Source organism: Cytophaga sp. FL35, assembly GCF_014349235.1.
Lineage (GTDB): Bacteria > Bacteroidota > Bacteroidia > Flavobacteriales > Flavobacteriaceae > Euzebyella.
In genome coordinates, this window is record NZ_JACSOH010000001.1 from 87212 (window position 1) to 100892 (window position 13681).

General features: G+C 39.1%; 10 protein-coding genes. 3 read left to right on the forward strand and 7 right to left on the reverse strand.

The window, feature by feature from the left end; translation table 11 throughout:
* Window positions 1-6 precede the first annotated feature (6 nt).
* Both BIZ36_RS00385 and BIZ36_RS00390 read right to left on the reverse strand, forming a co-directional pair.
* Window positions 7-1482, reverse strand: a complete 1476-nt coding sequence (locus tag BIZ36_RS00385) for a SusD/RagB family nutrient-binding outer membrane lipoprotein (protein ID WP_222937112.1) — start codon at window positions 1480-1482, stop codon at window positions 7-9.
* A 4-nt stretch (window positions 1483-1486) separates the two neighbouring features.
* The gene (locus BIZ36_RS00390; protein ID WP_187455869.1) at window positions 1487-4642 is read right to left on the reverse strand and encodes a SusC/RagA family TonB-linked outer membrane protein; all 3156 of its coding nucleotides are present in this window, start codon (window positions 4640-4642) and stop codon (window positions 1487-1489) included.
* A 272-nt stretch (window positions 4643-4914) separates the two neighbouring features.
* Here BIZ36_RS00390 and BIZ36_RS00395 point away from each other — a divergent pair, with 272 nt between their 5' ends.
* Window positions 4915-5361, forward strand: coding sequence for a hypothetical protein (locus BIZ36_RS00395; RefSeq protein ID WP_187455870.1), 447 nt, complete (start codon window positions 4915-4917; stop codon window positions 5359-5361).
* Between the two features lie 76 nt (window positions 5362-5437).
* Here BIZ36_RS00395 and trxB read toward each other — a convergent pair whose 3' ends face one another.
* The gene (gene trxB / locus BIZ36_RS00400; RefSeq protein WP_187455871.1) at window positions 5438-6406 is read right to left on the reverse strand and encodes a thioredoxin-disulfide reductase; all 969 of its coding nucleotides are present in this window, start codon (window positions 6404-6406) and stop codon (window positions 5438-5440) included.
* 232 nt (window positions 6407-6638) lie between these two features.
* On the opposite strand from trxB, the gene BIZ36_RS00405 reads away from it, so the two are divergent.
* Together BIZ36_RS00405 and BIZ36_RS00410 are read left to right on the forward strand one after the other, a co-directional pair.
* Window positions 6639-7328, forward strand: coding sequence for a LytR/AlgR family response regulator transcription factor (locus BIZ36_RS00405; protein WP_187455872.1), 690 nt, complete (start codon window positions 6639-6641; stop codon window positions 7326-7328).
* A gap of 206 nt (window positions 7329-7534) precedes the next feature.
* Window positions 7535-8239 carry a LytR/AlgR family response regulator transcription factor gene (locus BIZ36_RS00410; RefSeq protein WP_187455873.1) on the forward strand — a complete coding sequence of 235 codons (705 nt, stop codon included), beginning with the start codon at window positions 7535-7537 and terminating at the stop codon, window positions 8237-8239.
* Here the strand turns inward: BIZ36_RS00410 and galK are convergent.
* The 4 genes from galK to BIZ36_RS00430 are packed head-to-tail and all read right to left on the reverse strand — an operon-like array spanning window position 8236 to window position 13491.
* Window positions 8236-9372 carry a galactokinase gene (gene galK, locus BIZ36_RS00415; protein ID WP_187455874.1) on the reverse strand — a complete coding sequence of 379 codons (1137 nt, stop codon included), beginning with the start codon at window positions 9370-9372 and terminating at the stop codon, window positions 8236-8238. The two genes, BIZ36_RS00410 and galK, sit on opposite strands and share 4 nt — an antisense overlap.
* 13 nt (window positions 9373-9385) lie before the next feature.
* Entirely contained in the window at window positions 9386-10525 is a 1140-nt protein-coding gene (locus tag BIZ36_RS00420; protein ID WP_187455875.1) for a formylglycine-generating enzyme family protein, read from the reverse strand.
* A gap of 25 nt (window positions 10526-10550) precedes the next feature.
* Window positions 10551-12131 carry an arylsulfatase gene (locus BIZ36_RS00425; protein ID WP_187455876.1) on the reverse strand — a complete coding sequence of 527 codons (1581 nt, stop codon included), beginning with the start codon at window positions 12129-12131 and terminating at the stop codon, window positions 10551-10553.
* Between the two features lie 10 nt (window positions 12132-12141).
* The gene (locus BIZ36_RS00430; protein ID WP_187455877.1) at window positions 12142-13491 is read right to left on the reverse strand and encodes a Gfo/Idh/MocA family protein; all 1350 of its coding nucleotides are present in this window, start codon (window positions 13489-13491) and stop codon (window positions 12142-12144) included.
* Between the last annotated feature and the right edge of the window lie 190 nt (window positions 13492-13681).

A 13681-nucleotide genomic window follows, 5' to 3' on the forward strand; every position in this document is an offset into this window, starting at 1 on the left:
AATTATTTATCTATCCCACCAAACGGGTTCTACCGGAGATTTTTTAAATTGTAAAACATTCTCGGGATTGCGAGTCTCTTCCCTGTCCGGATATACCGCACGAACGTACCATTCTCCTGGGAATTCACTTTCATCACTATCCAATGGTAACTCTAAATCTAGAAATACATCTGAAGAAAAGTCATATCTACGGAAATCGACAAAAGTTTCAGGGTTAAGAAAGTTCGCTATATATTTCTCTTTCATAATATGGTTTAGCATAAGACCACCTTCTCCCATAGCTATGGAGGAATCTGCCAAATAGTTAGTCCCATCAACCCCTAGTTTGTCCATATTAGCCTGTATTCCATCTAAGTAAGCTGTATATGCCGTTACTGTAGTTCCAGAAGAGGTTGTAGTTCCTCCATTGATCAAAAATTCGGCTTCAGCTTTAATGAACATGGCTTCGGCATATGTTATAATGGGAATGGGTGAATCTAATGAGGTATAAAACCCGGCATCTGCAAAGTCAGTATTAGCATCTTCGTTATCAGATGAAACACCATCACCACCACTCACATAACCCCTATAGGGTTCACCTTCTTCTCCTTCATTGTCTGCATAGACCGGTAACCTAGGATCAAATTGCAACTCAGGGTTGGTGAATGGACTAGTTGTACCATTCATATAACTAACTAATTGATCACCAATTTTATCGTGTACATTTCCGGTGTTTGGAGCAAGTACCTCTCTTGAATGCCATGGGTTTATATTTCGTTCTTCAAAATAGACTTGAAAATCATCATCGTTAGAAGAAAATCCATTTTCTATATTGGTCAAAGCTTCTTCCGCTGCTTGAATTCCATTTACTTCGGTCAAGTGAAGTGCGTACCTAGCTTTTAACGTGTAGGCAGCTTTTAACCATTTATCTGAATCTCCTCCATAAACTATATCCCCCGAACCAGGAGCAAATTCTGAAGCATTTTCTGTACTTAATTCCGAAATTGCCTCATTCAACAAACTATTGATACTCGCATAAATTTCTTCCTGACTATCAAAAGCAGGTTTAGAATTTACCGTGCCTTGGGCGGATTCGGAATAGGGAATGTTCTCATAACTATCCGTTGCCAATCCTAAATTTATGGCTATCAATACCTTTGCGATACCGCTGTAATGGTTCGAGTTTGTTTCCTCTGCCTTCATGAGGATGGTATTTAAGTTAGGAAGAGCGTATAAATAGGTTTCGCTCCAAGTACTGGTTATACTACTAGGTCCAATGGTGGTACCTCCCTGTCCCGTAAAATATTGGGTATAATTTCCAAAACTGCGCTCTGCCCAATATTGGGCCATGACAGTATGGTAGATAGATGGTCCCAATAAATCTTCCATACTCAACTGCTCCTCAGTTGCGGAACCTGTGGGGACATTAACATCAAAATATTCATCACTACAGCTATAAATCAATATGCCGAGTAAAACAATTATATAATTTTTTATCCTCATAATATTAAAATTCAAGATTAAGACCTAACGAATAATTCTGCGTCAAAGGGGTTGTTAATCCAGTAAACCCATAGATATTGCTTCCTGCACTAAATTGATTACTCTCCGGATCAAAGCCATCAAAAGGTGTCCATAATATTATGTTGTTCGCATTTAGATTTACCGAAAGCTTCGATACACCCAAATTGTCCAATATTTTATTTGGTAAATTGTAACTGAGAGCTATAGTTCTCAATTTCACCCATGAACCGTCTTGTAGCAATATTTCCGACGCTGCATTATAAACAGATGCGCTTCTGTAAAAATTATCTGCCGTTATAATAGTCTCGGTGGTATTGGGAACAAAACCTCCGCTACCATCGGACATAACTCCATCTAAAACCTTTGGCATATCTCGGAATTCGGTAATGGCCAGATTTCCATTTCGGATATTATTACGTAAGCCTCTATCATACAAATCTCCTCCAGCTTTATACTCAACCAAAAAATTAAGTCCTAAATTTTTATAGGTAAAGTAATTTGACATGGAAAGTACGTAATCAGGAAAAGCGTTTCCTACTTTTACCTTGGCATTATCTCCCTCAAAATAATAACCTTCGTTTTCCGAGCCTGTAACTACCCAATTTCCTCCGTCATCAACAAAACGTTCTCCGTTTGGCGCGGTTTGAAAAACCCATCCATATAAAGTACCTAGGGCATCTCCAACCTTAGCTTTTCCTGTTATCCAATCATCAAAGAAGATAATTTCATCAAGGTCTTCAGGTATTGCCGTAACTTCCCCTCCTGTTGTTGAAAAGTTAACAATTGACTCCCATTTAAATTTATCTTGATCTACAATTTTTGCACTCAACAATAATTCGTGACCCCAAGTTTCATAATCCCCAGCATTTCTTATGATGCTTGAAAGCCCAGAAGAATAGGCGGAACCTACAGGGAAAATTTGGTCGGATACCTTGGTGTTATAATAAGAATAATCTAATCTGATCCTATTGTTCCAAAAACGTACATCAGCTCCAACCTCCGTAGTATTATTTCTTTCCGGAATTAAATCGGGGTCTCCAAATTGGGTACTGGCTCTATATCCTCCAGCACCTCCAAACGGAAAGTCATTATCTTTAATAAAGTATTGACCTATCTGTCCAAAATTGGGTCCTTTACCTACCTGAGCCCAAGAGCCTCTCAATTTTCCAAAAGTTAGGACGTTCCCATTAGGATCAATTAAATCGTTGAATAAATAAGACATACTGACTGATGGATAAAAGAAAGATCTATTCTGTGGGGGCATTACGGAAATCCAGTCATTTCTACCGGTTACCGATAAAAACAACTTATCCTTGTACTCAAATCTTAAATCCCCAAAGACTCCCACATTTCTCAACTGAGTAACCGTTTTATCTCCAAAAAGATTGGTTGTATTGCTAATTTCCTTAATGTCTGGAATGTTAAAGCCTTCTCCACGAATAAAGCTATAGTCAGTTTTAGTATCCGAAACTTGATGACCTGCTGTCAACGTGGTTGTAAAATCATCTGAAAAATCTTTAGTAAATGTGGCCAGAAGATTTGATTCCAAGCCAAAAAAGTTAATATTTTCATTAACCAAAAAGCCTCCAACCTGGGATCCGGCATCAACATCTGGCGGAACAAACCTGTTTCTCAAATCAGAATAGTTATCTACTTGAATAGCATAGGATATGTTTGCCCAGTCGGCAGGCTTCCAATTTAAAGTAACATTTCCAACCCAGCGATTAACATCGTCCTCAAGATTACTCATTTCAGCTAAATATCTGGGATTGTCAATAATACCATCAGAATAATTCTTTTCACTACCATCTGGCAATAAATAATCATTAATATCAAAAGTAGCCGCCCAATAAGAAAGAGAACTATATATAGACTTATCACCTCCCGTACCTCTAGAACCACCGGAGTTGGTGTAAGCAATAGATGAATTGATATTGAATTTATCGTTCACCTTATACCCCCCTTTAAATCTAAAATTGGTCTTATCGTATGAAGTATTAGGTTCAATTCCTTGGTCGCTGCTACGCCCAGCAGAAAAGTAATAATCTAACTTTTCAGTAGCCCCACTAAGGTTGAAGTTAACTTGGGTGTTGATCCCTGTTCTAAAAAAATCATGAGGGTCATAAAAACGATCATTACTGAGATCTATAACCGTTCCATCCTCTAAAGTAAAGGAATCGTCCGTATATGGAACACCCCAAGCATAAAATGAGAACCCTGCATAATAATTATAGCCATTAGGCTGAGTAGGATCTTCAACAGCAGGAATTTTAGTAGTTCTATTACCTTCTCGATAGGTTGTTTGCAAGGTGGGGGTTTTCTTAACCTCTCTTACCGTAGTTGAGGCGGTGACTCCCACCCTAACCTTACCTTGCTTACCTTTCTTAGTTGTAATGACAATTGCCCCATTGGAAGCTCTAATCCCATATAAGGAAGTTGCTGCTGCTCCTTTCAACACATTAAAGCTTGCTATGTCCTCGGGATTTAAATCTCCGGCCCTGTTTGAAAAGGCAAACTGTTCTGAACTGCCCGTAGCATTTGACCCAGCACTTGGCAAAACATTACCTGTAAAAGTATCATTGTTTAGGGCTATACCATCCACGATGATCAATGGCTGGTTATCCCTGCCTGGATTTACTGAAGTTACCCCTCTTATCAAGATATCCACTCCGCCACCTGCTGATCCAGAGGTCCTATTAATTTGTACCCCGGCCACACGCCCTTGCAGCGATTCAAGAGGATTTACCTGCCCAGCCAAGTTTAATTCTTCCGCATCCACTTTTTGAACAGCGTATCCTAAACTCTTCGTCTCCTTTTCTAGACCAAAAGCCGTAACGACGACCTCATCCAATTGCTCGGAATCCTCTTCCAATACAATATTAATGACCGATTGATTACTTACAGTAACTGTTTTGGCTTTCATACCAATATAGGTAAACTGTAAAATATCACCACTACTTGCACTAATGGAGTACTCCCCATCAAAATTAGTGGTTGCTCCCCTACGCGTTCCAGATACTATAATGGTAACTCCTGGCAAGGGTTCTCCATTAGTATCCGATACGGTTCCAGAAATCATTTGCCCCCATGAAGCCTGAATGCACATGATGGCAAAAATGGCAATGAAAATGTTTCTCATATAACTTTTAGTTAATTAGTTTAAATTAAATATAACAAAACGTTAATGAAACCTATCATTTTTAAGAATAATTAGCAAAACATAAATTTTAAATAGCGATTATTATTTTAATCACGATTTTTTGCCTTTAGGTTGTATTCCTAATAAAACCAAATACCTAAACACCCTATTATTGATTTACAACAAAAAAGCCTATTCCGTTAATAAATTGAAAAAAATATTGTAACTTAATAATGATTAAATGAATATCAATCCTTTAAAAACACTAGATTATGAAAAAACTATTCGGATTGGTTTTCTTGATGTTATTTTTGGTCTCGGCCACGTTATATACATCTTCAAAACCTCAAACGGCCCCTACGTTAGAGGGCACTTGGGAACTTATAAACCGTTACAATTGGGAAGACGGTAGCGTTTTAGATACCATTCATAATACCAATGGTTACCAACAAGTAAAAATTTACAGTAAAGGTAAAGTTATGTGGACACGCTATTCACCGGATGACCCTAACGAATGGTTTGGTTATGGTTCCTACAAAACTTCTGCCAACAGCTTGGAAGAGCGCTTGGAATATGGTTCAAAAGTAATGATGAGTATCCAGGACACGATAGACTCCTTTAAATTTGAACTCGTGTTGGATGATGATACCTATAGCCAAATATCACTTGATCAAGATGGCAATAGAATATTCTCAGAAAACTATAAACGAATTGATTAGGGCAATAACCCAAATGAACCAAAAATAGAAAATCCGGCTGTAGGGCCGGATTTCTTATTCTATATCTGTTTCAAATTTAAGAAACCACTTCCTTCTCGGTTTCTACCGTAGCCAGATATCTTTCGGCATCCAAGGCAGCCATACATCCGGTACCGGCTGCAGTTACGGCTTGCCTGTATTCCTTATCCTGTGCATCACCACTGGCAAAAACACCAGGTCTATTCGTCTTGGTAGATTTTCCCTTGGTAATGATATAGCCAGTTTCATCCATATCTAACTGCCCTTTGAAAATATCGGTATTTGGTTTGTGACCAATAGCTATAAAGAGGCCTGTGATAGAAATATCCTCTTTTTCACCAGTTTGGTTATTTACAACACGTAAGCCTTCTACTACCTGGTCTCCCAAAACCTCATCAACCTCAGTGTTATATTTGATTTCTATATTTTCCAAGCTATTTACCCTATGCTGCATTGCTTTTGAAGCTCTCATATAATCCTTTCTCACCAACATGGTAACTTTATTACAGATATTAGCTAAATAGGAAGCTTCTTCAGCCGCGGTATCTCCAGCACCCACTATGGCCACATCCTGTCCTTTGTAAAAGAACCCATCACAAACGGCGCAGGCGGATACCCCACCACCTCTTAAACGTTGTTCACTAGGAATATTAAGGTATTTGGCAGATGCCCCGGTTGAAATAATAACCGTTTCAGCCTCAATTTCCTTGCTATTGTCTATGGTCAATTTGTGTATACCTCCTATATCATCACTTAACTCCACTCCCGTCACGAGACCTATACGTACATCAGTACCAAACCTTTCTGCTTGCTGTTGCAGCTGAACCATCATTGTTGGCCCATCAATCCCTTCCGGATATCCTGGAAAGTTATCGACCTCCGTAGTGGTAGTCAACTGCCCACCAGGTTCCATACCTGTGTAAAGAACTGGTTTCAAATCTGCCCTAGATGCATAAATAGCCGCTGTGTATCCCGCAGGGCCCGAACCAACTATTAAAGTCTTTACTCTTTCTATCTTCTCAGCCATAATCAAAAGCTCATTTTTAGATTAAAAAACAAATGTAACTTTTTTGAAAAAACATTCCCCAAAAGTTATTAAAAGTTATAGCAATAGGTCGATATTTATTTTCAATACTTACAGATATGCAGTGCTCATTAACTGCCAAGAAATTTTGAATTTCAATTTCATAAAATTTTGTTAAAATAAAACCCCTGTATTTCAATTTCGTAGGTACTAGAAAGACCTAAACACCGAAAGAATGGAAAAACTAAAAATAGCCGTAATAGACGCTTCGGAAACGCATAGAAACCAACTAGAGAATTTAATTAAAAATAACAGTAGTTTAGAGCTAATAGGAAGTTACCGAAACGCCATACAAGCAAAGGGTGAACATGTAAACCAGTTGGCTGATTTAATATTCTTGGATGTAGAGATGCCTTTGATCAATGGGTTTGATCTACTGGATTTTTATAAGGATACACCCGAAATTATACTTATAAGCGATAAAGCTGAATATGCCGTGAAAGCATTTGAGTACAACGTTACGGACTATCTTCTTAAACCTTTAAACAAGGAACGCTTTACCAGAGCGATTACCAGAGTAAAAAATAACTTAAAGCTTAAAGCAGATTCTCAAAACAATGCACATCTTTTTGTTAAAAGTAATTTTAGAAAGGTGAAAATTAATTTTAGTGATATTAAGTGGATAGAAGCCTTGGGAGACTATATTAAGCTAGTTACCAAAACTAGCAATCACGTGGTTTTAAGTTCTATGAAGGCTTTTGAAAAACAGCTGCCTACGGAACAGTTCATTCGAATACATAAATCCTATATTATAAATGTAGACCGCGTGGAAAATCTGAACCATGCTATCGTAGAGGTAGACGGCAAACAAATGCCTATTAGTAGAAAAAGAAGGCCATCATTAATGAATGCTCTTGGAATTTGACCCAAAAAAACTGTGGTTGAAGACCAAATTGAAAAGACCAATAAAACCATTTCCCTTTTCCAAAGCTGACTTAAGACAATATCTAAAAGATATACTTAAAGTCTTATATTTGTACTACAAGGCGAGCGATAGGGGGGAAACTCGTTACTTCAGTCAACTTATCAGTGTACTCAGGTATTATTTCCATCTATCCATGAATTTACATTATGAGTATCCAAACCTTAAAATGTGCAGTCATTGACGATTCCAAAATGCAAAGGACTGCCGTAAACAAACTGATAAACAACCACAAGAACTTAGTTTTGGTTTCAGAATATGAAAACGGAATTAAAGCTCAGAAAGGACTTCCCAATGATGATATCGACCTTATTTTTCTAGATATCGAAATGCCCGTAATCAACGGATTTCAGTTTATAGAAACATTAGGAAACAGGCCTCAAATCATTCTCATTACCTCAAAACCTGAGTATGCCATGCAAGCTTTTGATTATGATGTCACAGATTATTTGATGAAGCCCATCAATTCAGAACGTTTTAATACTTCAGTTCAAAAAGCATTGTTCCGTACCATTGGCGTTAATAGTGATGAGGAAAAACACATCTATGTTAACAGTAAGCTTAAACGTATAAAAGTATTCCTTAAAGATATAAAATGGATAGAAGGCCTAGGTGATTATTTAAAGATTATTACCGATGATACCTCGCTTTTGGTTTTAAGTACCATGAAAAGCTTTTTGACACAATTGCCGGAGGATGAATTTATGCGAATTCATAAATCCTACATTATTAACCTAAACAGGGTGGACAGATATAACAGCCAGCATGTAGAGGTTTGCGGAGAAAAGATTCCTTTAAGTAGGCATAAAAAGACTGAACTGGAAGAGGCGTTATTAAACGCCTCTATAAATTAAACGAGTTCCTTGGCCGAAGTTCCTCCCGTAGGTTTCACTTCAAAAGGTTCCAGTTCTATATCAAATTTGCTTTTGTAGGCCGCAAACGCTTCCTTAATAAAAGCTTCAACTCCATTTTGGTGTACGATATTCAACGTACAGCCCCCAAAACCACCACCGGTCTGTCGTGCACCAAGTACGGTATCATATTTTTTTGAAAACTCTACCAAAAAATCGGATTCAGGACAGCTTACTTCATAGAAGGAACTAATACCTTCGTGAGCTTCATAGAGCAACTTCCCAACTCGTTCAAGTTCATTCTTTTTCAAGTGCTCGGTCATATCTAGCACTCGTTTGTTTTCAGCAATAATAAAAGAACACCTTTTATAAATCACCTCCGGCAAATCCATCTTACAAGCATCCAAAATCTCCGGAGTAACATCACGTAGCGACCTTACTTTGGGATATTTCCTTTGAATAATTTCCACTCCTTCCTCGCACTCTTTTTTTCTGACATTATATTCGCTGGTAGCCAAATTATGCGAAACCTTGGTATTCAGAAGTATGATTTTATAGGGATACAGGTTAATGGGTATATAATTACTTTCCAAGGATTGACAATCCAATAGTATTACATGGCCTTCCTTGCTCATTACGGATGCAAATTGGTCCATGATTCCGCACTGCGTTCCCGCATAGGTATGTTCAGCTGTCTGGGAAAGCTGAACCATCTCCAATTTGGTAAGCCCTAAGTTGAAGAGCTCATTCAAACCAAAGGCCAAACCACATTCCAAAGCTGCCGAAGAACTTAATCCGGAACCAGTAGGCAAATTACTCTCCAAGATACAATCAAACCCTTGGAGCCGGTTTGTACGCTTTTGAATTTCATTGACCACCCCAAGAATATAGTTTCTCCATTCAACTTCACTCCTGGCCACTTCCTTTAAATTGAACTCAAAACCAGTATCAAAGGTTTTGCTGTATACGCTGCAGGTGTCCGTAGTGCCATTTTTTTGAAAATTGAAGGTAATGTTCTTCTCTATGGCCGTGGGCAAGACATATCCCATATTATAGTCCGTATGCTCACCGATCAAATTGATTCTCCCTGGGGAAACCACTTCCAGTTCTGATTTAAAACTATCTAAAAATTCCATTAAACTAATACTGTTACTGATTCTTAATCATTTCCGCAGAGGCCACAGTCCTGAATCCCAAATGCTCCAAGGAAGAGTCCAAACTAGTTGCCATTCTTGAAGATATCCTATAACTGGCACAATAGGACGCATTACATAGAAAAGAACCGCCTTTCATTACCTTTTCCCTTGCATACGGGTCACGCTCATTATAAGCCGATGCTGCGCCCTGTGGATTTTTAGGCACTACTCCTTGATTTTTAATCTCTTGGTAGTAATTGGTATTATACCAATCCTGTGTCCATTCCCAGACATTACCAGCCATATCGTATAAACCATTGTCATTGGGAGGGTACGATTTAACGGGAGCCCTATCTTCATAACCGTCTGCTTTAGTATTAATGACGGGAAATTCGCCTTCCCAAGTATTCGCCTGCTCATCTAATGACTTGTCTTCATCACCCCAAAAATAGGTGGTGTTCTTATGATTTCCCCTAGCGGCCAATTCCCATTCCGCTTCCGTAGGTAATCTTCTATTGGCCCATTCACAGTAAGCCAGTGCATCTTCATAAGCGATATGTACTACGGGATAATTGCCTTTTCCCTTTATGTCACTTTCCGGTCCATTGGGATGACGCCAATTAGCTCCTATGGTCCATTTCCACCATTGCGAAAAGTCATAGAGATTGGCTACTGTAGATTTGGCCTTTTTAAAAGTTAAGGAGCCCGGTTGCATAATGGAATCATGTGGCCTTGGGGTACCTTCAGGAAGCTGTTTTTTCATTTCTTCCCAATCAATTTCCCTTTCGGCGACCGTAACATAGCCAGTTTCATCCACAAACTTTTTAAAAGCATTATTGGTCACTTCTGTAGCATCTATGAAGAAACCGTCTACAGCAACTTTATGTGCCGGCTTTTCGTGGCCCATAGCCATTTGGTCCTGAGGAACCGCCCCTTGCTTAAAAACCTCCCCTGAAATCCAAACCATTCCAGGAGGAGTCTCAATGTCCTCTGGCCTTTTCTTAATTACAGAAGTATCCACTTGCACCGGTTCAACGGCATTTCTCTCTGCTACGACCTTTTTTTCAGTTATTTTATTTTTGGGGTTATCCTTGCATTGAACAAAAAGTAAAACAACCACGAACGCCGTTGCTAATCGAAACAAAACTTTCATATTTAATCTTTATTGAGACGTAAATTTAATCGTTATTTTCTGCAATGAGTCCATTCTCAATTAAAGGAATTTTAAAGTGTTCCAATTCAGGGGTCTGTCGCTCCCTTTCATAAATATCGGCTGCTTTTTGAATGATTTCTGGATGTTCACTTGCCACCTCATTCTCTTCGGTAGGGTCATTCTTTAAATCATACAGTTCCAACGTTGCGGGTTTTTCATTGGACAAATTCTGCCTCACCACCTTCCAGTCACCCATACGTATGGCAACTTGCCCACCATAGCTAGGAAATTCCCAATACATAAAATCGTGCTTCTGTTGGTCTTTTCTACCTATCATTGTTGGCAACATGCTTATTCCATCGGATACTTCAGGTGTTTCAAATCCCGTAATTTCGGCAAAGGTGGCAAGCATATCATAATGGGCAGAGGGCAAATCACTTTTAGTTCCACCTTTTATTTTATTTGGCCAACTGGCAATCATAGGAACTCGAATTCCTCCCTCGTACAAATAACCTTTACCTCTCCCGTGTTCCCCACGAAAAGGCTTGGCACTCTCAAAAAACTTAGGGTCTGCCCCTCCCGCATAACTAGGTCCGTTATCCGAAGTAAAAACAATTAATGTATTGTCATAAATACCTTCGTCTTTTAGTTGCCTAACCAATTTACCAATATTTTCATCCAAATAGGATACCATGGCCGCATAAGCAGCATGTGGGTTTTTATGAGGAAAGTAGCCTATCTCCCCTAAATAAGGCTCCTCATCACCAAATTTCTTTTCATAATAATCTACCCATCTCTTGGGTGCCTGTAGGGCCACATGCGGAATTGGTGTAGCCCAGTAGAGATAAAATGGTTTTTCTTTATTATTAGCCACAAAATTGGTAATCTCATGAAACATTAAGTCAGGCGCATAATCCGTAAGGGTATAGTTTGCATAACTTTTAGGGTCGTTGGAATCAGCCCCTTTTTCCAGTTTTGTGTTAGGTGCAATAGTATCATTTGCCAAATGAACCCGTTCCCTATTTTTATATAGATGTAAAGGATAGTAGGTATGTGCTTGGCGTTGGCAATTAAAACCATAGAAAAAATCAAATCCCATATCATTGGGAACAGAATGGGTATGTGGGGCACCTAATCCCCATTTGCCAACAATACCAGTGGTGTAACCCACATCTTTTAATTTATGTGCAAGAGTTACGGTGTTTTTTGGCATGGGGCCTTGACCTTCTAAAGTAGAATCTTTTGCCATGGCTCTATAATCCCATACAGCACCTCTTTCTCTCCATTCAGAATTGCTACGAATATAGGCGTGCCCCGCATGCTTACCAGTGAGCATCATATACCTTGCCGGAGCACAAACCGGTGCACTGCTATAATGTTGTGTAAACATCATTCCCTCTTTCGCCAAAAGGTCTATATTGGGTGTTTCAATTTTTTCTTGCCCGTAAACGCCCAATTCCGCGTAGCCTAAATCATCTGCCAATATATAAATGATATTGGGTTTATCCAGTTCGGCCTTTTTTTCCTCAACTTTTTTATCTTCCTTACAAGATAAAAAAAGTGTCCCTGCCAGAAGCAGGGACTTAAATACGTTATTCAATTGCATGAAAAGCTATTTATATTACGGTAGTTTTTCCTGGAGTAGGAATATCATACATTCCATCTGCGTTTGGTTGTACTGGCGCTTGGGAGTCCCAAGTTAGATTGTCCGGAACTAAGGCCAAATTGGACTGCATGGCCTCTTCCCACTTAATTACTTTACCACTATAAGTAGCCATTCTACCGATTATAGCACTCATGGTACTCTTGGCACCGTTTTCGGCATCTGCAATAACTCCTCCGTTTCTTATGGATTCAAAAAGTTTTATATGTTCTACCTGATAGGGATTTGGATCATCTTTTCCTCGGTGTTCAAAAATAGTTTTACCGCTCCAATCTTTTAGAGTAGCATTATCACCCTCAGTGGATACCGTTCCCTTGGTTCCTTGGAAAAATTCCGAAACCCTGCTCATTGTTTCAGGCATATGTCTACACTGGCTAGCAATTACCGCCCCGCTGGGATAAGTGAATTCCACAAAATGATGATCATAAATTTCACCGTGGTCCTTACCTGTCCTAACTTGTCTACCCCCCATACCTTGGGCAGAAATAGGATATTCACCAATAAACCAGTTGGCAACATCAATGTTATGAATATGCTGTTCCAATATATGATCGCCGCACAACCAATTAAAATAATACCAGTTACGCATTTGGTACTCTAATTCCGTTTGGCCTGGCTGTCTTTCGCGCACCCAAACCCCACCACTGTTCCAATAAACCTGGCCGGAAACTATGGAGCCTATGGCATCCTTTTTTAAATGGTCCAAGGCTGCAAGATAGTTGTCCTGATAATGGCGCTGAAGACCTACAACCACATTTAATTTATTCTCTTTGGCTTTTTTTGCTGCGGCCAAGACTTTACGAACCCCCGGTACATCAGTGGCGACAGGTTTTTCCATGAAGACGTGCTTACCATTGTTAATGGCATACTCAAAATGTTGTGGGCGGAACCCCGGAGGGGTAGCCAAAATAACCACATCTGCCAAATCCATCGCCTTTTGGGCAGCATCAAAACCTACGAACTGATTCTTCTCCTTTACCTTAACTTTTTTGGACTCCCCCATAGCTTTGGTAATGTTCATAAGGCTACTTTTAAGTCGATCTTCAAAAGCATCGGCCATAGCTACCAATTCCACATTATCATCAGCGTTCAAGGCCTGCACAGCAGCTCCAGTTCCCCTACCTCCACAACCTACCAAGGCTATTTTAAGTTTTTTATCATTTAGGACATTAACCATTGCATTCATTTGCAAATTGGGCAAGAGCATGGCACCTCCAGTAAAAAGAGCGGTATTTTTAACGAAACCTCTTCTGGTATTGGAAAGAAGTTGCGTTTTTTGTTTTTTCTTGTTAGAATTTTTCATTTCTCAGCTTTGTTAAGTTGAATTTGGATTTTAAACAATAATGTCGTGAATATATAAATAATATCGCACTCAATCGTTTGAGATATTGGGTTTTTACATTTATCGTTCCTTACGTTATGAAAATAAAACCGTGATGAAACGCTTAAGTTCTGCAATTGAGTTTTTTATGAATAGAATGGACTGCTATAGA